Annotated in this window: 23 protein-coding genes; 7 read left to right on the top strand and 16 right to left on the bottom strand. The window is 63.2% G+C overall.

Features of this window, described 5'->3' with window-relative positions:
* Nucleotides 1–40 precede the first annotated feature (40 nt).
* The 9 genes from ACQ4WR_RS15325 to ACQ4WR_RS15285 all read right to left on the bottom strand — a co-directional run bounded on the left by ACQ4WR_RS15325 (nucleotide 41) and on the right by ACQ4WR_RS15285 (nucleotide 8,579).
* Entirely contained in the window at nucleotides 41–757 is a 717-nt protein-coding gene (locus ACQ4WR_RS15325) for a glycosyltransferase family 2 protein (protein WP_102299572.1), read from the bottom strand.
* Entirely contained in the window at nucleotides 754–1,398 is a 645-nt protein-coding gene (locus tag ACQ4WR_RS15320) for a class I SAM-dependent DNA methyltransferase (RefSeq protein WP_436488226.1), read from the bottom strand. The genes ACQ4WR_RS15325 and ACQ4WR_RS15320 overlap by 4 nt, the downstream gene beginning before the upstream one ends.
* The gene (locus tag ACQ4WR_RS15315) at nucleotides 1,395–2,165 is read right to left on the bottom strand and encodes a PIG-L deacetylase family protein (RefSeq protein WP_436488224.1); all 771 of its coding nucleotides are present in this window, start codon (nucleotides 2,163–2,165) and stop codon (nucleotides 1,395–1,397) included. The genes ACQ4WR_RS15320 and ACQ4WR_RS15315 overlap by 4 nt, the downstream gene beginning before the upstream one ends.
* 1 nt (nucleotide 2,166) lies before the next feature.
* On the bottom strand, nucleotides 2,167–3,210 hold the full coding sequence (locus ACQ4WR_RS15310; protein WP_436488222.1) for an acyl-CoA dehydrogenase family protein: 1,044 nt from the start codon (nucleotides 3,208–3,210) through the stop codon (nucleotides 2,167–2,169).
* 167 nt (nucleotides 3,211–3,377) lie between these two features.
* The gene (locus tag ACQ4WR_RS15305) at nucleotides 3,378–3,998 is read right to left on the bottom strand and encodes a hypothetical protein (RefSeq protein ID WP_436488221.1); all 621 of its coding nucleotides are present in this window, start codon (nucleotides 3,996–3,998) and stop codon (nucleotides 3,378–3,380) included.
* Nucleotides 3,999–4,163: 165 nt separating this feature from the next.
* Nucleotides 4,164–6,245 carry a methyl-accepting chemotaxis protein gene (locus ACQ4WR_RS15300; protein WP_436488219.1) on the bottom strand — a complete coding sequence of 694 codons (2,082 nt, stop codon included), beginning with the start codon at nucleotides 6,243–6,245 and terminating at the stop codon, nucleotides 4,164–4,166.
* A gap of 57 nt (nucleotides 6,246–6,302) precedes the next feature.
* Nucleotides 6,303–7,085 (bottom strand): TorF family putative porin, encoded by a 783-nt coding sequence (locus ACQ4WR_RS15295; RefSeq protein ID WP_436488217.1) that lies wholly within the window; start codon nucleotides 7,083–7,085, stop codon nucleotides 6,303–6,305.
* A 276-nt stretch (nucleotides 7,086–7,361) separates the two neighbouring features.
* The gene (locus ACQ4WR_RS15290) at nucleotides 7,362–7,787 is read right to left on the bottom strand and encodes a hypothetical protein (protein ID WP_436488215.1); all 426 of its coding nucleotides are present in this window, start codon (nucleotides 7,785–7,787) and stop codon (nucleotides 7,362–7,364) included.
* Nucleotides 7,788–8,345: 558 nt separating this feature from the next.
* Nucleotides 8,346–8,579, bottom strand: a complete 234-nt coding sequence (locus ACQ4WR_RS15285) for a DUF3563 family protein (RefSeq protein ID WP_102293634.1) — start codon at nucleotides 8,577–8,579, stop codon at nucleotides 8,346–8,348.
* Nucleotides 8,580–9,016: 437 nt separating this feature from the next.
* Here ACQ4WR_RS15285 and fucP point away from each other — a divergent pair, with 437 nt between their 5' ends.
* Entirely contained in the window at nucleotides 9,017–10,321 is a 1,305-nt protein-coding gene (fucP, locus tag ACQ4WR_RS15280; RefSeq protein ID WP_102293633.1) for an L-fucose:H+ symporter permease, read from the top strand.
* Between the two features lie 56 nt (nucleotides 10,322–10,377).
* On the opposite strand, the gene ACQ4WR_RS15275 is transcribed toward fucP, so the two are convergent.
* Nucleotides 10,378–11,271 (bottom strand): LysR substrate-binding domain-containing protein, encoded by an 894-nt coding sequence (locus ACQ4WR_RS15275; protein ID WP_436488212.1) that lies wholly within the window; start codon nucleotides 11,269–11,271, stop codon nucleotides 10,378–10,380.
* Nucleotides 11,272–11,430: 159 nt separating this feature from the next.
* On the opposite strand from ACQ4WR_RS15275, the gene scpC reads away from it, so the two are divergent.
* Nucleotides 11,431–12,927 (top strand): succinyl-CoA:acetate CoA-transferase ScpC, encoded by a 1,497-nt coding sequence (gene scpC / locus ACQ4WR_RS15270; RefSeq protein WP_436488210.1) that lies wholly within the window; start codon nucleotides 11,431–11,433, stop codon nucleotides 12,925–12,927.
* Nucleotides 12,928–13,134: 207 nt separating this feature from the next.
* Here scpC and ACQ4WR_RS15265 read toward each other — a convergent pair whose 3' ends face one another.
* Nucleotides 13,135–13,797, bottom strand: a complete 663-nt coding sequence (locus tag ACQ4WR_RS15265) for a TetR/AcrR family transcriptional regulator (protein WP_102293630.1) — start codon at nucleotides 13,795–13,797, stop codon at nucleotides 13,135–13,137.
* Nucleotides 13,798–14,098: 301 nt separating this feature from the next.
* Here ACQ4WR_RS15265 and ACQ4WR_RS15260 point away from each other — a divergent pair, with 301 nt between their 5' ends.
* Both ACQ4WR_RS15260 and ACQ4WR_RS15255 read left to right on the top strand, forming a co-directional pair.
* Nucleotides 14,099–15,220 carry a M14 family metallopeptidase gene (locus tag ACQ4WR_RS15260; protein ID WP_436488208.1) on the top strand — a complete coding sequence of 374 codons (1,122 nt, stop codon included), beginning with the start codon at nucleotides 14,099–14,101 and terminating at the stop codon, nucleotides 15,218–15,220.
* Between the two features lie 12 nt (nucleotides 15,221–15,232).
* Nucleotides 15,233–15,697 carry a CYTH domain-containing protein gene (locus tag ACQ4WR_RS15255; protein WP_102293639.1) on the top strand — a complete coding sequence of 155 codons (465 nt, stop codon included), beginning with the start codon at nucleotides 15,233–15,235 and terminating at the stop codon, nucleotides 15,695–15,697.
* A gap of 191 nt (nucleotides 15,698–15,888) precedes the next feature.
* On the opposite strand, the gene ACQ4WR_RS15250 is transcribed toward ACQ4WR_RS15255, so the two are convergent.
* From ACQ4WR_RS15250 to ACQ4WR_RS15230, 5 genes are all read right to left on the bottom strand, one after another.
* The gene (locus tag ACQ4WR_RS15250) at nucleotides 15,889–17,142 is read right to left on the bottom strand and encodes a DUF2863 family protein (RefSeq protein ID WP_436488207.1); all 1,254 of its coding nucleotides are present in this window, start codon (nucleotides 17,140–17,142) and stop codon (nucleotides 15,889–15,891) included.
* Nucleotides 17,143–17,354: 212 nt separating this feature from the next.
* Nucleotides 17,355–20,075 carry an aconitate hydratase AcnA gene (gene acnA / locus ACQ4WR_RS15245; RefSeq protein ID WP_436488205.1) on the bottom strand — a complete coding sequence of 907 codons (2,721 nt, stop codon included), beginning with the start codon at nucleotides 20,073–20,075 and terminating at the stop codon, nucleotides 17,355–17,357.
* Nucleotides 20,076–20,165: 90 nt separating this feature from the next.
* Complete coding sequence (locus tag ACQ4WR_RS15240; RefSeq protein ID WP_102293626.1) at nucleotides 20,166–20,735, bottom strand: hypothetical protein; 570 nt, start codon at nucleotides 20,733–20,735, stop codon at nucleotides 20,166–20,168.
* Between the two features lie 13 nt (nucleotides 20,736–20,748).
* The gene (locus ACQ4WR_RS15235) at nucleotides 20,749–21,747 is read right to left on the bottom strand and encodes an HpcH/HpaI aldolase/citrate lyase family protein (protein WP_102293625.1); all 999 of its coding nucleotides are present in this window, start codon (nucleotides 21,745–21,747) and stop codon (nucleotides 20,749–20,751) included.
* 111 nt (nucleotides 21,748–21,858) lie between these two features.
* Entirely contained in the window at nucleotides 21,859–22,848 is a 990-nt protein-coding gene (locus ACQ4WR_RS15230) for a malate dehydrogenase (RefSeq protein WP_034752084.1), read from the bottom strand.
* 305 nt (nucleotides 22,849–23,153) lie between these two features.
* Between ACQ4WR_RS15230 and ACQ4WR_RS15225 the strand changes: the two genes are divergently transcribed.
* The 3 genes from ACQ4WR_RS15225 to sdhD all read left to right on the top strand — a co-directional run bounded on the left by ACQ4WR_RS15225 (nucleotide 23,154) and on the right by sdhD (nucleotide 25,130).
* Nucleotides 23,154–24,038, top strand: a complete 885-nt coding sequence (locus tag ACQ4WR_RS15225) for a GntR family transcriptional regulator (RefSeq protein WP_102293624.1) — start codon at nucleotides 23,154–23,156, stop codon at nucleotides 24,036–24,038.
* 304 nt (nucleotides 24,039–24,342) lie between these two features.
* Entirely contained in the window at nucleotides 24,343–24,765 is a 423-nt protein-coding gene (sdhC, locus tag ACQ4WR_RS15220; RefSeq protein WP_102293623.1) for a succinate dehydrogenase, cytochrome b556 subunit, read from the top strand.
* Nucleotides 24,765–25,130, top strand: a complete 366-nt coding sequence (gene sdhD / locus ACQ4WR_RS15215) for a succinate dehydrogenase, hydrophobic membrane anchor protein (protein ID WP_102293622.1) — start codon at nucleotides 24,765–24,767, stop codon at nucleotides 25,128–25,130. The genes sdhC and sdhD overlap by 1 nt, the downstream gene beginning before the upstream one ends.
* Nucleotide 25,131: the final 1 nt, after the last annotated feature.

Genomic DNA, 25,131 nt, shown 5'->3' with positions numbered 1-25,131 from the left:
ATCGCCGGAGCGGATAGCAATCCGCTCCGGCGATTTTTTTTCAGTTCTGCGTCAGGCGCGTGGTGTCTTTCAGCGCCGCCACCACCTTCAGCAGGGTGTCGCCAAAGCCGCCCCTGGCTTTCGCGTGGCGGCGCGCGCTGGTGGTGACGCGCGGCGCGGCGCTCCAGGCGATGTGCGCGCCGCTGGCCTGCAGCGCCGCCACCAGTACCACGTCTTCGCTGCAGGCCAGGGGGGCGAAGCCGCCGGCGCGCAGATAGGCGCTGGCGGACACGCCGAAGTTGGCGCCGTGGATGTGCCGGTGGCCATCGGCATCCGTGTAGCTGCGGGCGAAATGTGAGCGCAGGGCCTTGGCGTGGCGCCCGTGCGGCGACCAGTCCTCGACCGCCACCGTGCCGCAGACGGCATCGGCATTCAGGCCCAGCTGGGCGCTCAGCCAGGACGGCGAGACGCGCGTATCGGCATCCGTAAACGCCAGCCAGCGGGCGCCGCGTTGCAGCAGCAGCCGTGCGCCGGCGGCGCGCGCGATCCCCACGTTGCGGGCGTTGACGCTGATGCAGTCGAGGCGCCAGCGCCGGTCCACCTGCATGGCATGCGTCAGCACGATGCGCTGTGAACGGTCGCTGCAGGCATCGAGCACGATGACGATGCTGACCGCTTCGCCCTGCAGCAACGGGCAGGTGGCGGCGGCGCGCAGCGCCGTCAGGCAGTCGTCCAGACAGGCTTCCTCGTCGTGCACGGGGACCACCACGCCGATCATGCGAAGCCCTCGCGCTGCGCCACCGAGCGCGCATCGTTCGACCAGATCCCCAGTAAAAAGTCGGTTTCCTCATGGCGCAGCACGCGGTGCAGGCCGGGCGCATCCTGGAACGCGGCATGCACGCGCACGGTCGAGACGATGCGCTGGGCGAACGGCGCGCGCCAGTGGCACAGCACGATGCTGCCGCCCGGCGCCAGGCTGGCGATGCTGTGCTCGACCACGCGCCCCAGTTCTTCCGGCGACAGGTAATAGGCGATCTCGCTGAGGACGATCAGGTCGAACTTGTCCTCGCCCGGCAGGATGCGCGGCCAGTCCTGTGGCAGCCGGTGCTGCGCGAGACTGACATGGTCGCCGCATCCGGCATCCAGCAGGCGCTGCCGCGCCAGCTGCAAGGCCTGCGCTGAAAGGTCGGCCGCCAGCACGTGGTTGCAGCGCCGCGCCAGTTCCACCGTCAGCTCGCCATTGCCGCAGCCCGGTTCATACGCATGGCGGAAGCGCCGCTGCGGCAGGCTGGCCAGCAGGATGGCGCGCTTGCGTTCCTCGTACCAGCGCTGGCGCACCAGCCACGGGTCGCTGTCGTCGCGGTACAGCTGTTCAAAGTAGCTGGCGCGCTGGTCATCCTTGTCGGCGGACGGTTTCATAGAAAATACACCTCCCAGGCATGCAGCAGGCGCTGCAAGGCGTCACCGGCGACGATCGGCGGCTGGCCCGTCGACGGGTCGCCTTGCATCTGGCTGGCAAAGCAGCGCAGGGCGGCGCGCTTGCGCTGCAATTGGGCGGCGGACAGGGGCAGGCGGCGCGCGCGGTGCCAGGGCATGCGCATGTCGCCCGGCTCGGCCCAGTGCCAGCCCCAGACGGGCATTTCCACCAGGCTGGCGCCGCTGGCCGAACAGGCCGAAGCGCAGGCCCAGCCGCACGCCTCGTGATCGGGATGGCCGTCCAGGCGCCAGGTGGTCAACACCCTGTCGCCGGGGCGCAGCTGCGCCGCCAGCAAGGCGCTTAACTGCGGCGTCATGCCAGCGACGCCGCCATCGGGCAGGCGCAGGCGCAGCCATGCGGGCGGCGCCATGCCCAGCATGGCAAGCGCCTGCGCGGATTCGCGTGGGCGCACGCGGCGCAGTCGTTCCGGCGGCCAGAGCGGCGAACCCGGATGGCTGGCGTCGCCATCGGTGACGGCGACGAGCAGCAACTCGCTGCCCTGCGCCGCCAGCAGCTGCAGCAGGCCGCCGCAGGCAAGGATTTCATCATCGGGATGGGGCGCGACGATGACAGCCCGCGCGCCCGGCGGCACCAGTTCGGCCGCGCTGACGAGGGGCACGTCATGGAGTCCAGGCCAGGACAGCCACACGTGGTCTGGCGTGCCGCCGCCTTCGATGCGGCGCGCATGCATGTCGGGATGGGCGAACATGTCACAGCCCCCAGGGATGTTCTTCGGCGCCGGCGACGATGCCGCCCAGCACGGCCTGGTCGCGCTCCGCGTGGCTCTGGCGCAGGAAGACGGGCAGGTCGGCCGCCAGCCGCGCGAACTGCGCATCGCGGCACAGGGGGCCGGCGCCCAGTGCGCGCGTGGCCAGCTGCAGCACCAGGGTGGCGGCGTCTTCCACGGTGAGGCGCAGGCGCAGCGCCAGGGCCATGGCGTCGCGCTGCGGGTGCTGGTCGATGTCCGCCGCGCCTTCGCGCAGCAGGGCGCCGGCCGCGCGCAGCGCGCAGTCGATGCGGCCCAGTTGCGCCAGGCGGACCGGGTCGGGGGCGGCATGCTGCGCGCGCGCGTGCAGATGGCTGGCGATGGCGCAGGCGGCGCCATACCAGGCGGCGGCGATGCCGGCGCCGCCATGCCAGAAGCCGGGACGTTCCAGGTAGGCGCCAGGCGCCCCCACGGGAAAGGCGCGCGCGGCGGAAAAGGTCACGTCGACGCTGGCGCAGGCCGCCATGCCGACGGCGTGCCAGCCTTCGTCCGTGACGTGCACGCCCGGCTGCGACAGCGCCACGGAGGCAAGGCAAGCCTGGCCCTCGGCGTTCCAGCAGCTGACCAGTGCATGACTCAGGCCGCTTGCGCCGGAACACCAGGCCTTGCGGCCATCGAGCACATAGCGGCCATCGGCAGTTTGCTGCAGCTTGACGCGCGCGCCCGGCATTTCCGCGCACCACACGCCCCAGCTGCTGCCGGCCGGCGCGCCCGGACCATCGATTTCCGCCAGGATGGCCAGCGCATCGGTATGGCCTTCATACAGCTTGAGCACGGAGAGGTCGATGGCGGCCACGCCGGCCAGCGCCTGCCAGCGCCGCAGGGTGGCGCCGTGGCCGGGCAGGGGCAAGTTGTCCAGCCCACGCTCCTGCAGGCAGCGCAAGGCTTGCACGGGCGGCAATGGGCTGTTTTGCGGGCGCAACAGGGCGCGCAATGCCGCGTGGCTGAAATCGGCATCGGCAGGCGGGGAATGGGCAATGGTAGACATGGCAAGCTCCTGTTTTTCAAGAGCTTAGCTTTTCATTTTTGCAATGTATGTTCGGTTCTGCACATTCGCGCTTAAACGGACGCGGCGCTTGCAGGAGGACAGGGGTAGGGGCAGGGACTGCGGTAGCGCAAGCCGCGGGGCCGTGCGGCGCCGCAGCCGAGACTGCGTTATTTTTTGCGGTACAGCGTGTCGTGGACGTAAGAGTCGCCAACCTTGACGACAGTGTAGAGCTGGTTGTCGCGCAAGAACAGGCCGCCGGCAATGCTCTGCGCCGGGCGGGCACCTTCGTCGAGGACGCAGCTCGCACCGCCGTCATGCGAGATGCACCATTGCTGCTGGCCATCTTTGAGCAGGTACTCGACGCCAGCTCCCGTGACCGCGAAGGAAAAGGCGGGGATCGACAGCGTGCGCTTGTCGATGCGCACATCGCTGAGGCCGGCATTGTGCGGCAGCTTGAGCAGGATATCGGCGATGCCGTCCGGTGCCGCGCTGATTGTCGCGCTCATGGATTCCGTCGCCAGCAAGGCGCCGCCGCAGCCGGCCTCGAAATAGGTTTCGGTGGTCGGCGTGAGTTCGAGCGCGCCACTGCCATCGCCTTTCAGCGCCACGACCAGGACCTGGCGTTCATGGCCGTCGCATGCGGCTTGCCAGGTGCCGAGATACGCGGGCTGCTCCGACGCGCCGCCCGCCAGGAGCGTGCTGGAATTGCCTGCATCGCCAGCGCCGCCACCGCAGCTGGCCAGCAATGCGGTGCCCGATGCGACGAGTACTGCCACTATTTTTTTCATGCCCCATCCTTTTATTTCGGCAAGCATGCGTGCCGTAAACGCGGAAATAGTATAGGGCGATGGATGGGCGGCAATTCTCTCCGAATGTGTTCGTGACTTGATTTAAATCAATACTCTCCACGCCGCAGGGGACCGCCTGTACCCGGTGGCGCGGAGTGCATCAGTTTAAAATTCTTCCCAGTCATCGCCAGCCGGCGCCCTGGCCGGTGCGCGCTCGGCGGGCGCCGGTTTGGCCGTGGCCAGGCGCTTGGCCGGCAACGTTGCCTTGGGGGCGCTCGCGGCCACTGTCGCCGCCTTGGCTGCCGCTGGCGCAGCCTGGCGCGCCTGTTCGCCCAGCTTGAACACGCTGACCACGTCGGCCAGGTGGCTGGCCTGGTCTTGCAGGCTTTCGGCGGCGGCTGCCGCTTCCTCGACGAGGGCCGCGTTTTGCTGCGTCACGCCATCCATTTGCGCCAGCGCCTGGTTGACCTGGGCGATGCCGTCGCTTTGCTCGGTCGTGGCCACGCTGATGTCGGCCATGATGGCCGTAACGCGGCGCACGCTGTCGACCACTTGCTCCATGGTGGCGCCCGCTTCATCGACGAGCTTGCTGCCTGCCGCCACCTTGCCGACGGAGTCGTCGATCAGCAGCTTGATTTCCTTGGCGGCGGCCGCCGAACGCTGTGCCAGGCTGCGCACTTCCGTGGCGACGACGGCAAACCCGCGCCCCTGTTCGCCTGCCCGCGCCGCTTCCACGGCCGCGTTCAGGGCCAGGATATTCGTCTGGAAGGCGATGCCGTCGATGACGGAAATGATGTCGACGATCTTGTTCGACGAGTCATTGATCGAGGTCATGGTTTCGATCACCTTGCCCACCACTTCACCGCTCTTTTGCGCCACGCTTGAGGCGGACGCGGCCAGCTGGTTCGCCTGGCGCGCATGGTCGGCGTTTTCCTTCACGGTACCCGTCAGTTCTTCCACCGAGGCGGCCGTTTCTTCCAGCGAGCTGGCTTGCTGCTCCGTGCGGGCCGACAGGTCGTTATTGCCCTGCGCAATTTCCGCGCTGGCGCGCGCCACGTTGTCGGCGCTGGCCTGCACCTGCAGCAGCACGGCGTGGATCTTTTCGACGAAGGCGTTGAAGCCCTTGCCGATGACTGCCAGCTCGTCAGTGCCCTTGACTTCCAGCTTGACGCGCAGGTCGGCGTCGCCGCTGGACAGGTCCGTCATGGTGCGGCCCAGGGTGCGCAGCGGACGGGTCAGCTGATTCACGACGAGGATCAGAATGCCGGCCGTGGCCGCCGCGCACAGCAGGGCGACGATCAGGGTATAGGTCATCAGGTCGCGCGCCGAGGCGGTGGCCACGCTTTTCGGGAAGCTCAGTTCCACGCTCCACGGCGCGATGTCCGGGTGGATCTGCAGCGGCTGCAGCAAGTGGATGTAACCGTTGTCGTCCTCGTACTCATAAGGCTGGCCCTGGCGTACTTTTTCCAGGCCGGCGGCCGGCACGTCGTCGGCCTTCTTGCCCAGGCGATCAGCCACGGGATGGCTGGCGTACAGGCCGCCGTTCGAGATCAGCGCCAGCTTGCCGCCTTCGATCACTTTCAGGTCGGCCAGGATTTTAGCGAGGCGCGTGAGCATGAAGTCGGCGCTGGCCGTGCCCTTGAAGCTGCCGTCGATCATGATGGGCGCGACGAGCGAGGCCATCAGGACATTCTTGCCGTCGACGGGGTAGATGTAGGGTTCCGTAAAGTAGGTCTTGCCGGTGCGCTTGGGCACGTCGTACCAGTCGTTGGCGCCCGGTTTCGGGTCGAAGACGATGGGTTCGACCTGCAGCTTGCCGCCGGCACCGCGTGTCCAGTAGGGCATGAAGCGGCCGCTGGCGTCGTAGTTCGGTTTCTGGTTGGCAAATTCCGCATCCTTGCCGTCGAGCGCGTTCGGCTCCCACGTCACGGCCGAACCCAGCAAGTCTTCCGAACTGCTCAGGGTGGCCTTGGTGAGTTCATTGATCTGCTCGCGCTGCATGGGCAGGTTGGCGCCCTTGGTGCCGCGCATGGCGCCGGCCAGGCTGGAGACGCTGGACAGATTGCTGGCAATGCGCGCCTGCAAGGCGCCCGCCACTTCACGCGCCGAGGTGTGCGCCAGTGCCAAAGCGGCCGCTTCGGCGCTGGCGCTGCTCTTGTAGCCGATCACGGCCGCCGTGACGCCCAGGCTGAGGATGGCCAGCGCGGTGGCGGCCACGCAGATTTTACTGTTGAGTGAGAGTTGCATGATGCGGTTCCTTGGTAGGGAGGGATATCGGTGTCATCGGCGCTGCGGGTCGCGTGCCTAGAAAGTCTTGCTGACGGCCAGCACGAAGGTGGCGGCGGCCGGGTTCGAGGTGTCGAACTGGCCCGCCGCATTCGGGATGCCCAGCGTGTAATGATCGTAGGCATCGGTGGCGCCCCAGGCGCGCGTGACGGCGCCGCTCACGCTCCAGCCGCCGGCCAGGGTTTTGGTGACGCCCGCCTTGGCGTCGCGCCAGTTCCAGATGCCATTGCCCGTACCCGCCACACGGCCGTTGCCGGCATGCAGGTTCAAGGTCCAGGCGTTGCCCAGGTCGACATTCGCGCCCACGTCCAGGTAGCCCGTGCCCCGCGCATGCGTGATGCCAAAAAAGTCGCGCGTGACGGTGTGGTTGTACTTGGCGTACAGCATCTTGTAGCTGAGGCCCAGCGACAGTTCGCCATAGTCGTATTTGACGCCGGTGGCGCGGTAGATGGCGCCCGGGTACTTGTAGTAATACGCCAGCACGCTGTAGCCCAGTTCGCCCGCCGTGCCGCTGTAGCCGCCGTACAGGTCCCATTCGATGGTCGCATCCTCGATGTAGCGGTCGCTGACGCTGGAGGCCCAGGTGCCCAGCGACCAGCCGCTCGGATGCGCGTAGTCGATGCCCGCCTGCAGCGCGGGCTTGCCCCACGTCTGGCGAAAGCCGCGCGAGATGTATTGCGAGGTGAGGCTGGCATTGGCGCTGAAGGTGGCGCCGGCCGGTGCGCTGTCGTCGGCGCGCGCGGCGGGCGCCGCCAGCGCAAGCAAGGCGCAGCCCAGCAGGGAAGTGGTCAGAAATTGCATGGTTGATCGCATGGTAGTCGGCTCCGTATTTGCAGGCAGCGGCGGTCGAGGCGCGCTATCCCGGGGATGGCAAAAAGAATGCGGAAAGGACGAGGCCGTGGAGAGGAAAGATGGCGCAGTCATGCTGCTGACAGCGGCATGCAAGCGGCCGCATGAACATGCACACATTCTCACCAAACGTAACCGAAAGGATAGGCGGGATGACTAGGACAAGTCAATAATGTTGCGGTGCGGAAATCGTAAGTTGTTGTTTAGCGGCACTTTTTCATGCTGTTGTCACAATCGCGGCGTGCCGCGGCGGGCGGCTGCGCCCAGGGCGGCCAGCAAACCGGGCAGGGCCGCGTGCAAGGCCGCCACGTCCGCTGGGGGCATATCGGCTTGTACCTCCACTGCGCCTGACGGCTGGCCCCAGACCACTTGCGCGCTCAGTTGGACGCCGGCGTCGAGGTCCGCATCAAGGCCCGCTGCGCTGACCAGCAGGGCGACTTCCTCCGGCTGGTCGTCGGCAACATTGTCCAGCAGGCAGGAAATACCCAGGTGATACGCCTGGAACGCATCGGCCGAGCCGCTGGAAAAGGCGAACACGGACGCCAGCACCTGTGGCGCGGCGGCCGACAGCTGCGGCAGGGCGGCGCGGAACAGGGGCAGCAAGTCGTTTTCCAGCTGGGCGGCCAGCGGGTGTGTATGGCTCAGGACGGTCATGGCGGTACTTCATGTGGGACAGGCAAGGGGCGCCATTATAGGGCGCATGCGGTGCCGCCGGGGTGCCGCAATCAGGGAGGAGCGTAGGTGGCGTGTCTGCTGGAAGCGGATATGGCGTTGTGCGCCGGCGTATGGCGTGCTGGCCGGCAAGCCGCGCCGCAAGTGCCAGGGAGGCCAGCAACCGCTGCCGCCCATGACCCCGGTGCCACGTCGAGTGCGCCCGTCACCAGCGCGGCCGCGTCCCGCAGCGACACGGACAGCCGCGCAGTTGACGGCGCTGGCGGCGGTTCCGATCAGCGTCGCCATTTCAGGCGTATGTCGTGACAGCCAGGATGACGCATCATGGGATGCGTAGAAGTACGTAGTAAAACTAGATAAACTGACGGTGAAACGTGCAGATGGCCGTGAAAATGAGCTGACGCACTGCAGCATACCGGCCCTGGCCTATGGCTGATATACCCGCATGGCCCATCCTGTGCTCAAGCGCGGGGCGAGCAGGATGGGACTGTCGATGGTGTTGCTGTTACTGCTTGCTGCTGACTATTTACTGCTTGCCGCTTAACGGCTCAGGCCGCTCATCCAGCTAGGCTGCGGGTTGGCGCGGGCCAGTTCGCGCATGCGGTATTCCAGGTCGTAGCGGTCGGTCGATTCGGCCAGGTAGGCTTCTTCGTAAGCGCGCTCGCGGCGGTCGCTGCTCTGGTTCAGCCAGGCGCCAAGGCGTTTGGCGGCATGTGCCAGGGTGGCGATGATGTTGTTGTTTTGCGTGGTGTGGTAGGTAAAGGCGGTAGACATGGCAAACTCCTTGAGTGGTGTGCCGCGATGTGCTGCACTGCAACATAAGTATACCAACTTCAAGATATAAGGCTACTTTTGATTTCAAATGTCAGCTATTCATTTTTAGAATAACTATTGGGAAAGCTGCGCAATACGGGGCTTTAAGGCATAATGCGGGCGCAGTATAGTAGTTTTACTACAAGACTGTTTTGTCCTGAATGTTGTTTTCAGACGCAGCCCGCAGGCCTGCCGCGTCCACAAGACATCATTTTGGCGAGAAACGGTCGGCCGTGCGCCTGCCGCGTGCAAGTCGCGCCATGCCTGCCCCTGTTTTGCTGATGGCAGTCATGGCCCACGCTGATATCTGCGTGGCGCTTGCGCGTCCTGGTGCTGCCCGGGTGGAATCGCTTCCATGCCCGGCAAGACAAAACTTGGATTTGAAAAATGGAGAAGGTATGGAATACGTAAAGCAAGGCCAGGGCGTACCGTCCGCACGGCCAGGCACGCAAAACAATACAAGCGCCCTGATCATTGTCACGGTGCTATTTTTCATGTGGGGGCTGCTGACTTCGCTCAATGATGTGCTGATTCCCCATCTGCGCTCGATCTACACCCTGACCTATGTACAGGCGATGCTGGTGCAGTTCTGCTTCTTTGGCGCCTACGCCATCGTCTCGCTGCCGGCCGGCATGCTGATCAAGCGCATCGGCTACCAGCGCGGCGTCGTCGCCGGCTTGCTGATCGCCGCCGCCGGCTGCGCCATGTTCTATCCCGCGTCCACCGGCAGCTACGCGCTGTTCCTGCTGTCCTTCTTCATCCTGGCGGCCGGCATCACCGTGCTGCAGGTGGCGGCTAATCCCTACGTGACGGAACTGGGCGACCCGCAGACGGCGTCGAGCCGTTTGACCCTGACACAGGCGTTCAATGCGCTGGGCACCACCGTGGCGCCGGCCTTGGGCGGCATGCTGATCCTGTCGGGCACGGTCCTGACGGTACAGCAGTTCGACCTGCTGCCGGCCGCCGAGCAGCTGGCCTATCGCGCCAAGGAAGCGGCCGCCGTGCAAGGCCCTTACCTGGTGCTGGCCGCCACCCTGGTGATCCTGGCCGTGCTGTTCGCACTGGCAAAATTGCCGAAGATTTCGCATGCCGACGACGCGGCCAGCCTGGCGCACGATGGCAATACAGTCTCGATCTGGTCGCACCGCCACCTGGTGCTGGGCGCGCTGGCCATCTTCCTGTACGTGGGCGGCGAAGTCAGTATCGGCAGTTTCCTCATCAACTTCCTGGGCGAGAGCCATATCGCAGGCCTCAGTCATGCCGACGCCGCGTATTTCGTCAGCTATTACTGGGGTGGCGCCATGCTGGGCCGTTTCGTCGGCTTTGCCGTGATGCGCTATGTCAGCCCGGGCAAGACCCTGGCCTTCAACGCGGCCGTCGTCATCGCGCTGATCCTCGTTGCCGTGTTCTCCAGTGGCCATACTGCCATGTGGTCGCTGATCGCCGTCGGCCTGTTCAACTCCATCATGTTCCCGACCATCTTCAGCATGGCCTTGAACAAGCTGGGCGCGCAAACGGGCCAGGGTTCGGGCATCCTGTGCATGGCCATCGTCGGCGGCGCCATCGTGCCGTTCATCCAGGGCTTCCTGGCTGATCACATCAACCTGCAGCTGTCGTTCCTCGTGCCGGCCCTGTGCTATACCTTCATCCTGTACTTCGGCTGGAAATACGCCAGCATGTACAACGACGACGCGGCTAAATAAGCCTGTCGTGATCAATCAGCAGGGTGGCCTCGGCCACCCTTTTTTGCGTCATTTTCTCAGTGCCCGAATTTCGTGCCCAGCACATCCTGGCACACCTCGAGCCAGGCGCGCGCCGCGTGCGACAGATAGCGCCCGCTCCAGATATGCGCCACCTGCCACGCCACTTCCGGCTCGACGATGCGCACCGTTTCCAGCGGCTCGCCAGCCAGGCGGTGGATGAACGGTTCCGGCAGCAGGGCCACGCCCAGGCCTGCCGAGGCCATTGCCACCAGCCAGTCCCACTGGCCGCTCTGCGCGGCGATCGTCGGCGCAAAGCCCGCTTGCGCGAAGTGCTGGCGCAGGCTGCGCGTCAGGGCGAAATCATCCTTCAGCAGCACCAGCGGCAGCTCGGCCAGCGCCTTGAACGGCAAGGTCGTGCGGTTTTTCTGGAACGTGCCCGGCTCGGCCAGGGCCCAGATCGGGTAGCTGGCGACGGCCACCGTCACCAGGTCCAGTTCCGGATCGGCGGGCAGCACCGTCATGCCGATTTCCAGTTCGCCTGCCGCCACCATGCGCTCGATCTGCTGGCCCGTATCTTCCTGCAGGGTCAGGCTGATGTGCGGATAGCGCGCGCGGAAGGCTTTCAATACCGGCGTAAACAGCACATTGATCATGGGCGGGATGCCGACCGTCAGGCTGCCGCGCTGCAAGGCCTGCGTGTCGCGCACTTCCAGGGTCAGCTGGCGCATATTGGCCAGCATTTCCTGGCCGTGCTGGTAGACGATGCGGCCCGTGTCCGTCAGGGTCAGCTTGCGCCCGTCGCGCACCAGCAGCTGGGCGCCCACCTCGTCTTCCAGCTGGCGCACCATCTTGCTGATGGTCGACTGGGTCAGGTGCAGTGATTCAGCCGCCTGCGTAAAGCTCGACAGGCGCACGGTTTCCACGAAATAGCGCAGGGAACGGATATCCAAGAGGGTGCTCGGCATTGGCAAGGCATGAAAATATCGACTGGATGTGGCGAAATTAATTCATGCCATGCATATGACCGCGATTTTATACTGAATCCACTTATGGGGCTGGTGTATGACAGCCATCCAGTTTGAGAATATGAAGAAGATCAGGAGCATCAGATGTACGAGGACCGTATCCGCCACCCAGGCCTGCTCAGTAAAATCATGAGCGCCACCGAGGCCGCCACATTATTCCACAACGGCATGCGTGTCGGCATGAGCGGTTTTACCCGTGCCGGCGACGCCAAGGCCCTGCCGCGCGCCCTGGCCGAGCGCGCCCTGCAAGACCCGTTGAGCCTGACCTTGATCACCGGCGCTTCGCTGGGCAATGGCAGCGATGGCCTGATGGCCGAGGCGGGCGTACTGGCGCGGCGCATGCCGTTCCAGGTCGATCCTGTGCTGCGCGGCAAGATCAACAATGGCGAAGTCATGTTCATCGACCAGCATTTGTCGGAAACGGCCGAGCAGCTGCGCTCGGGCAACCTGGCCGCCGTGGATATCGCCGTCATCGAGGCGACAGCCATCACGGCGGCGGGCGCCATCATCCCGACCATGTCGGTGGGCAATTCCGCCGCGTTTGCCCAGCAAGCCACGCAAGTCATCATCGAAATCAACCTGTCCACGCCGCTGGCGCTGGAAGGCTTGCACGACATTTATATTCCGCAAGCCCTGCCGGGCCGCGAACCGATCCCGCTCACGCGCGTGGACCAGCGCCTGGGCAGCACGGCGATTGCCATCGACCCGGCCCGCATCGCCGCCATCGTCATCACGGACAGCCCCGACAGCCCGTCGAACGCCTTGCCGCCCGATGCGGAAACGCAGGCCATCGCCGGCCACGTCATCGCCTTCCTGGAAGGCGAAGTGGCGGCTGGCCGCATGGGGCCGGAATTGCTGCCGCTGCAGGCGGGCATTGGCACGATCGCCAACGCCGTGCTGCATGGCCTGATCGGCTCGCCTTTCCGCAACATGACGATGTATTCGGAAGTGCTGCAGGACAGCGCCATCGAGCTGCTCGACTCAGGCCAGCTGGCGTTTGCCTCGGCCTCGTCGATCACCCTGTCGGCTGCCGTGCACCAGAAGCTGATGGACAATATCGACCATTACCGCTCGAAGATCGTGCTGCGCCCGCAAGAGATCAGCAACCATCCGGAAATCGTGCGCCGCCTGGGCATCATCGCGCTGAACACGGCGCTGGAATTCGATATCTACGGCAACGTCAATTCCACGCACGTGTGCGGCACGCACATGATGAACGGCATCGGCGGCTCGGGCGACTTCGCGCGCAACGGACAAGTGTCGATGTTCGTGTCGAAATCGGCGGCCAAGGGCGGGCGCATTTCCAGCGTCGTGCCGATGGTTTCGCATGTCGACCATACGGAGCATGACGTTGACGTGCTGGTGACGGAATGGGGCTTTGCGGACTTGCGCGGACTGGCGCCGCGCGAACGGGCGCCGTTGATCATCGAGCGCTGCACGCATCCCGATTACCGTGCGCAACTGCGTGCCTATTACGACGCGGCATGCCTGCGCGGCGGCCATACGCCGCATATCCTGCAAGAGGCGCTGGCGTGGCATACGCGCTATCAGGAAACGCAGAGCATGCGCGTGGCGGAGTAATTATTGGGCATGGCTATTTCGCCGGGAAATATCGCCGGTTGATATGGCATACGGATGGCAAAGGGCAGGGCGGCGCAGACCGCGCCTGCCTTTTTACTGTTCGCCTCAGTATATGCGCAGCGCCTTGGCGCCCAGGCCCAGCAGGGCAAACGTGGTGGTGGCCTGGATACCCATGAACCACAGGAAGTGGCTGTGCATGATCAAACGTCAGGAGGCCGGCGCAAAGCGCAGGCGGATACCTTCCGTGACGACGGCCAGCAAGTCGTCGATATGCTGGTGCATGTCCGGGTGCGGCGTCCATGGGTCGCCCGCATCCATGACGATGCGCAGCGAGACCAGGCCGTGCAGCGACTGCCAGAAAATCTGCGTCATGGCGTGCAGGGCCGGCTCGTCCTCGCGCACCTGGCCGGCCTGCGCCAGATCCTGGAACAGGTGCAGCGCGTAGGCATACGGGTCTTGCTCGATATTGCCGTGTTCCACTTCGACGGCGTCGACTTCCGCATGCGGGCGCAACTCCATGAAGATCAGGGAATACTCGTCCGGATGCTGGAAACCATACTCGATGTAGGCGCGGCCGATCAGGCGGATGCGCTGCCACGGATCGCCGCTGTTGGCGCAGGCCGTGCGCATGGCGCGCACCAGTTCCAGCAAGTCCTTGTCCATGGCCTGGGCGATCAGGGTAGCCTTGTCGCGGAACAGGGCGTACACGACGGTAGTGGAAAATCCGGCCGCTTCGGCCACCTTGCGGATGGAGACGGCGCGCGCGCCGCCTTTTTTGATGAGGTCCTTGACGACGTCGATGATGTGCTCGCGCCGCGCCTGAGCCTCGCGTAACTTTCTTTCCTGGATGTTAGTTAACTTCTTGTCCACGCTCTTTCCTGGCGACTCTATGAAAGCAAGAATTATAGGGCGGCAGTGGGTTGCCAATGTGTCTGGGATTGTTACAAATCAAATTTTTGTCCGGTTGATGCGACAGTTGGCCAATTTTTCGTGTTTTTGCCCGGGGGTTTTCCATCGATGCCCCGGAATGGTGCAGGAATGGACATGCCAGGCTTTGCGAATGGCGGCAAAGGGCGGAAAATAGCGGGATAGCTTACACTGCGTTTTTTAGCGCGACGGCGGGCGCCCACGAGGCCGCGCCGGGACACTTACCTTTGGACGGGATCATTACATGACCATTAAAATCAGCCAGAACTTCGACTCGGGCGCCATCGACGTGGTGAGCGCCGCCAGCGCCGGCGCCATCGACGTGAACCTGCGCAAGGACAGCCACGCCGACATTCACCAGTGGTTCCACTTCCGCCTGCAGGGCGCGCGCGGCCAGGCATGCACGATGCGCTTCCTGAACGCGGGCCAGGCCACCTATCCTGCCGGCTACGAGGACTACCAGGCCGTGGCCAGCTACGACAGCGAAAACTGGTTCCGCGTGCCGACGTCGTTCGACGGCCAGGTCATGACGATTTCGCACACACCGGAACTCGACAGCGTGTACTACGCCTACTTCGAGCCGTATTCGTGGGAGCGTCATTTGCGCCTGCTGGGCGAAGTGGCCGAGCATCCGCTGGCGCGCGTCTCCGACCTGGGCAGCACCGTCGATGGCCGCGACATGAACATGGTCACCATCGGCAACCCGCAGGCGGAAAAGAAAATCTGGGTCATCGCACGCCAGCATCCGGGCGAATCGATGGCCGAATGGTTTGTCGAAGGCCTGATCGACTCCCTGCTCGACGATGCCAACCCGATCGCGCGCAAACTGTTGCAGCGCGCCGTGTTCCACATCGTGCCGAACATGAATCCGGACGGTTCCATCCGCGGCAACCTGCGCACGAATGCGGCCGGCGCCAACCTGAACCGCGAATGGATGACGCCGTCGCTGGAGTCCAGCCCGGAAGTGCTGTGCGTGAAAAACAAGATCCACGAGACGGGTGTCGACATGTTCTTCGACATCCACGGCGACGAAGCGCTGCCGTACAACTTTGTGGCCGGCAATGAAATGCTGGAAAACTTCACGCCGGCGCAAGCGGCGCATCAGAAGGCCTTCATCGAGCGCTACAAGCAAGCCAGCCCCGACTTCCAGGACAAGTTCGGCTATGCGGCCAGCAAGTACAAGTCCGACATGCTGACCCTGGCGTCGAAATACATCGGCCATCACTTCCAGTGCCTGGCGCTGACCCTGGAAATGCCGTTCAAGGAAAACGCAGACTTGCCGGATCCGGCAGTGGGCTGGAATGGCGCGCGCAGCGCGGCTCTGGGCGCGGCCATGCTGCAGCCTATCCTGCTGTCGCTGGACTGAGCGGCGTTGTTCATGGGTATCGAGATCGAGCGTAAATTCCTGCTGGCCGGCGACGCCTGGCGCGGCCTGGGCCAGGCGGTGCTGCTGCGCCAGGGTTATCTGTCGTCCACGCGCGAGCGTGTGGTGCGCGTGCGCATCGAAGGCGAACAGGCGATGCTGACCATCAAGGGCGCCAACGTGGGCGCCACGCGCGGCGAGTGGGAGTATCCGATCCCGCTGGCCGACGCGGCCGAGCTGCTCGATGGCTTGTGCGAGCAGCCGCTGATCGAAAAATACCGCCACCGCATCGAACACGCGGGCATGGTGTGGGAAGTCGACGAGTTCCTGGGCGCCAATGCGGGCCTGGTGGTGGCCGAGATCGAACTGGCATCGGAAGACCAGCCGTTCGAGAAGCCGGACTGGATCGGCGCGGAAGTGTCGGGCGATGCGCGCTACTACAACGCGAACCTGATCCGCCACCCGTTCTCGCAATGGTGATGCGGCGTTAAATAGTTTGTTGAAATGCAAAAGGCGGAACCGAGGTTCCGCCTTTTTTGCATGCGCTGATGGTGTTGTCGGATGACGCCGTGCCGGCCAATCCGACCTACGGCTTTTTGTGCGACAACACTATGACAGCAGCGTAGGTCGGATTAGCGCGCAGCGCGTAATCCGACAACACCGTTACAGCATCAGTGGAAATGCTCTGTGCCCTGCGGCGTATCTTCGGGCATCTCCGCATGCGCCAGCTCGCCGACCGGATCGGCAAACAGGGGTGCGCCGCAATCGTCGCAGTATTCGCCGACAAAGCGTTCCGCGTGGCGCTTGATCTGCGTCACGCCGGCGGCGTTCAGGTGCTCGATGATTTCATCGACGGGCGTCTTCTGCTTGTCCAGCGCGGCGATGCCGACCTGGATCAGGCCTTCGATCGGCGTGCCATCCTCGTCTTCCTGGCCATACAAGGGCCAGACGATGCCGTAGATGACGTCCGGCGCCTGGCGCAGGGTGAAGGCGATGCGGTATTCATCGACCTGGCCGTCGGCCGATTCCTCGCCGAAGCCGGCGATCACGGCGCGCAGTTCCGATGGCTCGATGGCCAGTGTGTGCGTCAGGTAATGCACGGCGGCGCGCACGGAGACGGGACGGATCAGCTTGTCCGCTTCGCGGCAGGCCACGTAATAGGCTTCAGGCAGCAGCAGTTCCAGGCCGCAGCCGGGCAGCAGGCGGGCGATGGTCGGCGTCGCTTGCGTGCGCCATTGTTCCAGGGCGGCGCTGCGCTCGGCGATGAAGTCGAGCTGGCTGGCCGGCGTTTGCCAGCGGAACAGCGGCGCACCAGCGGGCGCCACCACGGCCACCAGCAGGTAGCGGGTGTCGGCCAGGAAGGGCGCCGTTTCCGCTTCCTTGCCCGACGGCTTGACGGGCGTGCCTTTCAGGGCGGCCAGGGCCAGCTTCTGCGTCTTGGCATAAGTCTCGACATGGCTGCGCGGCAACTGGTCGATCGAATACAGGGTTGGCGCCATGGCCGTCTTGGTGCCGTCGGCCAGCAGGTGGGCGGCAAAGTGCGCGGACAATACGCCGTGCGCGTCGCCGGCCATGGGGCCGGAGGCGATGGAAAAGCGCGTCCACGCGAGGATGGGCACGGCGACCAGCAGGGCGTCGTAGCGCACGTCTTCGTGCACGATGACGGTCGATTCGCTGACGGCTTCAACGCAGTCCATCAGCACGTCGTAGGCGTTCAAGTCTTCCTTGAACAGGCTGCCCAGGGTGTTGTCGATGGTGTCCTGGTGGCCGGTTTTGAGTAATTTCTGGAGCTGCGTATCCAGGCTGTGTTCCCAGGACCGCTCTTCGAGACGGCTGGCTGCCTGTACGATCGCCTGGGCAAAGGTGACCAGGCGCTGGCTGTCGGCAGTCAGTTTATGGGATGAATCTTTGGAAGGACGACGCATAGCGGGATAAGAGTCTCGGAAAGTGAAAAAAATGGATCAGTCAAACAATGATAAACCCTTATAACCGTATTGTAGAGGATTCGGCCACACGCAATACGTAAGCTATCCTCAGATCATGCCGATAGTCGATATTTCAAGTTAAAACGGCCGCGATGGACGAAAAAAAGCGCCGGTCGAAACCGGCGCCTTTATCTTGCATCACAACTGATCGATTACTCGGCCAGCAGCTGACGCAGCACGAATGGCAGAATACCGCCGTGCTTGTAGTAGTCGACTTCGATCGGCGTATCGATGCGCAGCAGGACTTTGACTTCCTGGCTGCTGCCGTCGGCGCGGTGGATCACCAGGGTCGCCAGTTGCTGTGGCTTGATTTCGCCTTCGAGGCCTTTCAGGTCGAAGGTTTCCTTGCCGGTGATGCCCAGGGTTTGCACGCTGTCGTCGCCGATGAATTGCAGCGGCAACACGCCCATGCCCACCAGGTTCGAGCGGTGGATACGTTCGAACGAACGGGTGATCACGGCTTTCACGCCCAGCAGCTGCGTACCTTTTGCCGCCCAGTCGCGCGACGAGCCCGTACCGTACTCTTCGCCGCCGAAGACCATGGTTGGCGTGCCTTCAGCAACATACTTCATTGCTGCGTCGTAGATCGACATTTCTTCGCCGGAAGGCTGGTGGATCGTGATGCCGCCTTCGACCGCCGAACCGTCCGCCTTGGCAGGAATCATGCGGTTCTTGATGCGCACGTTGGCGAACGTGCCGCGCATCATGATTTCATGGTTGCCGCGACGCGAGCCGTAGGAGTTGAAGTCCGCTTTCAGGACGCCGTTTTCCTTCAGCCATTTGCCTGCAGGACCGTTTTCCTGGATTGAGCCGGCTGGCGAGATGTGGTCGGTGGTGATGGAATCGCCGAACACGCCCAGGGCGCGCGCGCCTTCGATGCCGGTGGCCACTGCCGCTGGCGTCATCGAGAAGTTGTCGAAGAACGGTGGTTCCGCGATGTACGTCGATTTTGGCCAGTTGTAGACTTGACCGGAGACGGTCGTGACTTTTTCCCACAGCTTGCCTGGCGCGCCCTTGACGTCCGCATAGTTATCCTTGAACACCTTGGCGTTCATGGCGAACTTCATCATGGCCGATACTTCAGCCGAGGTCGGCCAGATGTCGCCCAGGTAGATGTCCTTGCCGCCCTTGCCCTTGCCGACTGGTTCCGTCATCAGGTCGCGCGTCATGTTGCCGGCGATCGCGTAAGCGACGACCAGCGGTGGCGAGGCCAGGAAGTTCGAGCGGATGTTCGGGTGAATACGCGCTTCGAAGTTACGGTTGCCCGACAGCACGGCCGACGCGACGATGTCGTGCGTGGCGATGGCGGCGTTCAGTTCCGGCGTCAGGTCGCCCGCATTGCCGATACAGGTGGTGCAGCCGTAGGCGGTCACGCCGAAGCCCAGTTTTTCCAGGTAGGGCAGCAGGCCGGCGGCGGTCAGGTATTCGGTCACGACGCGCGAGCCAGGGGCCAGCGAGGTCTTGATGTGCGGCGCGACTTTCAGGCCGGCTTCGACGGCTTTCTTGGCCAGCAGGCCGGCAGCCAGCATCACGCTCGGGTTCGAGGTGTTGGTGCACGAGGTGATCGCGGCGATCAGCACGTCGCCGTTCGACACTTTCACGCCGTTCGTCGTTTCGTACACGGCAGCCAGGTCGGCCGGGTTCTTGTTGAAGCCGTTTTCCGTGGTTGGCTTGGCGAACAGCTCGGCGAAGTTGGCCTTGACGTTGCCGATTTCGATACGGTCTTGCGGGCGTTTCGGGCCGGCCAGCGACGGGGCAACCGATGCCAGGTCCAGTTCCACCACGCGGGTGTAGTCGATCTCGCCGACTTTTGGCACGCCGAACAGGTTTTGCGCCTTGAAGTAGCCTTCGAACGCGGCGATTTCAGCCTTGCTGCGGCCGGTGCCCTTGAAGTAGTCGATGGTCGCTTCGTCGACCGGGAAGAAGCCCATGGTCGCGCCGTATTCCGGTGCCATGTTGGCGATCGTCGCGCGGTCGGTCAGGGTCAGCGATTCGGTGCCTTCGCCGAAGAATTCGACGAACTTGCCGACGACTTTTTCCTTGCGCAGCAATTCCGTGATGGTCAGTACCAGGTCGGTGGCGGTGCAGCCTTCGCGCAGCGCGCCCGACAGGTTCACGCCGATGACGTCAGGCGTCAGGAAGTAGACTGGCTGGCCCAGCATGCCAGCTTCCGCCTCGATACCGCCCACGCCCCAGCCGACCACGCCGATGCCGTTGATCATGGTGGTGTGCGAGTCGGTGCCGACCAGGGTGTCAGGGTAGTACACGTCGCCGGCTTTCTTGCCTGCGTGGTGCACGCCGCGCGCCAGGTATTCCAGGTTGACCTGGTGGACGATGCCGAAGCCTGGTGGCACGACGCCGAAGGTGTCGAATGCCTGCATGCCCCATTTCATGAACTGGTAACGCTCGTTGTTACGCGAGAATTCCAGTTTCATGTTCAGGTCCAGCGCTTTCTTTTCGCGGTAGTGATCGATGGTCACCGAGTGGTCGACCACCAGGTCGACCGGTACCAGCGGTTCGATCTTCTTGGCGTTGATACCCATCTTGGCGGCCACGTTGCGCATGGCGGCCAGGTCGGCCAGCAATGGCACGCCGGTGAAGTCCTGCAGCACGACGCGCGCCACTACGAACGGGATCTCGTCGGTGCGCTCGGCGGTCGGGCCCCAGCTCGCCAATTGCTTGACGTGTTCTTCGGTGACTTTTTTGCCGTCGCAGTTGCGCAATACCGATTCGAGCACGATGCGAATCGACACTGGCAGGCGGGAGACATTGATGCCCAGGCTTTTTTCCAGTGCAGGCAGGGAATACAGCTTGCCCTTCTTGCTGTCTGAAATATTAAAGTCCTTGAGCGTGTTCAGAGTGTTGCGGGACATGACCTCTCCTTGTTGGGTATCGTCTATTTATTGATTATTCAGGGTACAAAAAACATGACCGGACCCCCGAAGAGGCCCTTGCTACGCACATCAGCCGCCGGTGACTGGCAACACGCCCAGCGATGGCGGGGCGTCCACCAATGCTGCCGGCTTGGGCTTGGCTTGCTCCTCGTCCTTGCATTCATTGGCCAGTTGGCGGCCCTGCTTGGAATCGAGCAGCATGCCTTTGGCCGGGATGCCGATCCAGACGAGACCATACAAGCGGTTCTCGAAGCGGTTGGCGCCAGTGGTGGTGCCAACACGGCTCAGGCGATGCAGGCGCTTCTTCCAGCGCAGGGCGATGTGTTTGTCGTCAGTAGCATTGGTGTAGATGGTAATTTTATTACCAAGTTCGCAATTGAAATCCGTGGAGGCCGAACCCGCGGTATCCGGCTCGTCCGCTTCTTCCTTGTCGGCGACCGACATGGCCAGAGGGTGGGCTTCCTTGGCGGCCGGCTTGGCCTTGGTGCTCTTGGCCTTCGGCTTGGCCTTGACCGCCTTGGGGTTGGACTCTGCCTTGCCTGCCTTGGCATCCGTGGCGGCGAAGCTGGCCGGTGCCAGTGTCAGGGTCAGGGCGCCCAGCGCGACGCTGCAGGCAATTGCTAATTTGGAGATGGACATCGTGTAATTCCTGTCAGTTTTCAGTGGTGCTGGAAGAGGGGGTGTTGAGTAATGCGGCGGCCGCCTCGGGCAGGCCCAGGCCCGCCAGTTTGGCACGTTGCAAAACGGTCCAATAATATCGGTAGCTGGCGCGGTCGTGCAAGCGGCCATTTTGCGCGATCGGACCCCAGTTGGCGCGCAGCGCCTCATTCAGGATATTGCTGGCCTCATTGACCTCGGACAGGCGCGGCGTGAAAGCCTTGATGATGGGCTTGATCTGGTCCGGATGGATGCTCCACATGCGCGTGTAGCCGAACTCGGCTGTTGCGCGCTGGGCATCGTTGGCCACCACGGCCGAATCGCGCACATCGGTCGTCACATTATGCGACGGCACCTTGCCGTGCGCGTGGCAGGCGGCGGCCACTTCCAGCTTGGCGCGTACCACCAGCGGGTGCGTGAACTGGCCCGGGGTGCGCATGGCGGCGGCGGGGATGGCGCCGTAGTGGGCCGAGACGAAATCCATGATGCCGAAGGACAGGCATTCGACCTGCGGCAGGGCGGCGATCGCATACGCGTCGCGCAGCGCGCCATGCGTCTCGATCAGGATGTGCACGGGCAGGTTGTCGCGGCCGGCGCGGCGCGCATGCAGGTTGATCAGGTCGATGGCCAGCATGGCGTCCTGCACGCCGCCCACTTTGGGCACGGCGATGTACGCGAGGCGGCCGGCGGCGGCGCAGATGAGTTCCACGTCGCGCGCGAAAAACGGGCTGTCGACGTCGTGCACGCGCACGCCGATGCGGTTGAACTGGTTCTCGTCGCTGGCCAGCAGGCCGGCGATCATCTGCGCGTGGGCTTCTTCATTGCCGGCGCTGGCGCCGTCTTCGCAGTCGAACGTGATGTCGAACAGGGGGCCAAGCTCTTGTTGCAAAGCAATCGATTTACGCATCAGCTTTTCAGAGCCGGCGTAGTGGTCGCAAGCGGCGAGCAACAGCGGCTGGCGTTTGCCTTGGAATAAAACCTCGGAAGGGTGCATGCTTAAGGCATTTCTGCAGGTAAGGACTACTTGATAAAACAGCCGCGCCGCGAATCTCGCGGGGCGGCCTTCTTGGCGGGCGGCGCTCAGGCCGCGCCGCCAATACTGGATTTAGGCCAGCAGGTGTTTCACGCCTTCGCGCTCTTCGGTCAGTTCTTTCAGGGTCAGGTTGATGCGCTCTTGCGAGAATGCATCGATTTCCAGACCTTGAACGATGGTGTACTCACCGTTGTCGGTGGTCACAGGGAAGCCGAAGACGGTGCCTTCAGGGATGCCATACGAGCCATCCGAAGGTACGCCCATGGTGGTCCACTTGCCGGCGGTGCCCAGCATCCAGTCATGGATGTGGTCGATGGCGGCGTTCGCTGCCGACGCTGCCGACGACAGGCCGCGCGCTTCGATGATGGCCGCGCCGCGCTTGCCGACGGTTGGCAGGAACACATTGGCGTTCCATTCCTGGTCGTTGATCAGGTCCTTGACGGCCTTGCCGTTCACGGTGGCGAAGCGGTAGTCGGCGTACATGGTTGGCGAGTGGTTGCCCCAGACGGTCAGCTTCTCGATGTCTTTCACGGCGGTACCGGTCTTGGCAGCCACTTGCGACAGGGCGCGGTTGTGGTCCAGGCGCAGCATGGCGGTGAAGTTTTTCGCTGGCAGCGATGGTGCCGATTTCATGGCGATGTAGGCATTGGTGTTGGCAGGGTTGCCGACCACCAGCACTTTCACGTTGCGCGAAGCGACGGCGTCGAGCGCCTTGCCTTGCACCGTGAAGATCTGGGCGTTCGCTTCCAGCAGGTCCTTGCGTTCCATGCCCGGGCCGCGTGGACGCGCGCCCACCAGGACGGCCACGTCGACATCCTTGAATGCGGTCAATGGATCGGAGTGGGCGGTCATTTCCGTCAGCAGCGGGAATGCGCAGTCATCGATTTCCATCATCACGCCCTTGAGCGCCTTCTGGGCTTTTTCGTCCGGGATTTCAAGCAGTTGCAAGATGACAGGCTGGTCTTTGCCGAGCATGTCGCCATTGGCGATGCGGAACAACAGGGCGTAGCCGATCTGGCCGGCGGCGCCGGTCACTGCAACACGCATTGGGGTTTTAGCCATGATGAATCTCCAAAAATGGGAAAGAAAACGGGCTTGAAGCTGGGCTTACGCTTATCCGGAAAAACTATAATGATACCAAAACCGGCCCGCACCACCGAATTGCTGGTGTACGCTGCCGTGACGCTTGTGCTGCGCGAGACCAGAGTGGCTGGCCGACAACATAAAACGCTGGCTCACAAGTTTTATCGAGGGCAGTTTAGGCCTCCGATCTGTATCTGTCAATCATATCTTATGTCTTATATAAGACAGATAACTACGTCTGTTTTACTGGACGTGGACAGTGATTTGTGTTGAAATGTCGGACTATGAATTCCGCCTCGTCCAATCTGACCAACAATGCCACTGCTGCAAGCGGGGCGGTCAGTCCGACCGCGGGCACCCCGGCTACGCCTGCCGCCGCGGCGGCCAGCAGCACTTCCGCCCCTGTCGCCAGCGCCAATACCACTGCCGTGGCCGCGCCTGCCGCGAATGCCTCGCCCACCTTCAGTCCCTTATATCAGCAGATCAAAGCGCTCATCACGCAGAGCCTGCAATCGGGCGAGTGGAAGCCGGGCGAACTGATTCCCAGCGAAGTCGAACTGGCGGGCCGTTTCAAGGTCAGCCAGGGCACGGTGCGCAAGGCGATCGATGAGCTGGCGGCCGAGAACCTCGTCATGCGCCGCCAGGGCAAGGGTACCTTCGTCTCCACCCACCACGAGGCGCGCGCGCATTTCCGCTTCCTGCGCCTGGTGCCGGACGAGGGCGTGCCGCACTATCCGGAAAGCAAATTCATCGAGGTCAAGCGCGTGCGCGCGCCGGCCGACGTGGCGCGCCTGATGGACCTGAAGTCCGGCGACGCCGTCATCTTCATCAAGCGCGTGCAGTATTTCGACGGCATTCCTACCATCGTCGAAGAGCTGTGGCTGCCCGGCCTCATCTTCAAGGGCCTGACGGCAGAGCGCCTGGTGGAGTACAAGGGCCCCATGTACGGCCTGTTTGAAACGGAATTCGGCACGCGCATGATACGCGCGTCCGAGCAGATCCGCGCCGTGTGCGCCGACGCCGGCGCCGCGCAATTGTTAAATATCGACCTCGGCACGCCCTTGCTCAGTTCCGAGCGCGTGTCGTTTACCTACGGCGACAAGCCGGTCGAACTGCGCCGGGGCCTGTACCTGACCAGTCGTCATCATTATCAGAATGAACTCAGCTGAAGCCGCAGGGCGCCCGCGGGCGTCCGAACAAGCGGCAGGGCGGAAGTGCATCGTTTGAAAGTGCCCATCGCAAGGCGGGCATGGAGACAACAGAACGCGCAGGTAAAGCATGGCCAGCCCCGGCGGGCTGTGCTTTGCCGGCGATTCTGTAATTAAATTACGTGAACTACGGAAAGTAGCGCGGTATTTTGTAGTAAAAAACCATTTTGGTTATATGTAACAATAGATATTGGTATGGGTTGCGAAAATCGGCGAAAATCGCGGCTTCAATATTTAGTTGAAATTCAAAGGGGAGGTTTTTGTTATGTCTGAAGCCGTAAGAGAAGTACCAAAAAAAGAACGGCCGCAATTCCGTAACATCCATGTTACCGAATTGTCGAACTACCGCATGGCGATCGGCGCCATCGTCTCGATCCTGCACCGTATCAGCGGCATCATCATTTTCGCCCTGCTGCCGTGCATCCTGTACATGCTGGAACTGAGCCTGCGTTCCGAAATGTCCTACGCCTACTTCCAGGGCATCGCCTCGCACTGGTTCGTCAAGCTGATCACCCTGGGTCTGGTCTGGGCCTTCCTGCACCACTTCTGCGCCGGTATCCGCCACCTGTTCATGGACGTGCACGTCGCCGCCGAGAAAGAACCCGCGCGCAATACGGCCAAGTTCGTTCTGGTGATCAGCCTGGTACTGACCGCTCTGGTCGCTTTGAAACTGTTTGGAGTATTTTAATGGCAAACAATAACATCGGACCGAAACGCCTCGTTGTCGGCGCCCATTACGGCTTGCGCGACTGGCTGGCGCAACGCGTCACCGCCCTCGTCATGGTGGCCTATGTTGCCATCCTGCTCATCGCCTTCCTGACCGGCAGCAACTTCAGCTATGAAGGCTGGGCTGGTCTGTTCGCACAGCAATGGTTCAAATTAATCAGCCTGGTGACGTTTGTCGCCTTGTTCTACCACGCATGGGTCGGCGTACGCAATATCTGGATGGACTACGTGAAAAGCGTTGGCCTCCGCATGACCCTGCAAATTGCCACCATGCTGTGGTTGATCGCTTGTGCCGGCTGGACGGTACAGATACTCTGGAGTGTGTAAT

The organism is Janthinobacterium amylolyticum (assembly GCF_051380655.1).
GTDB lineage: Bacteria > Pseudomonadota > Gammaproteobacteria > Burkholderiales > Burkholderiaceae_D > Janthinobacterium.
Note: the sequence above shows the minus strand (reverse complement) of the source record. Positions and strands in the feature narration are given on the sequence as shown.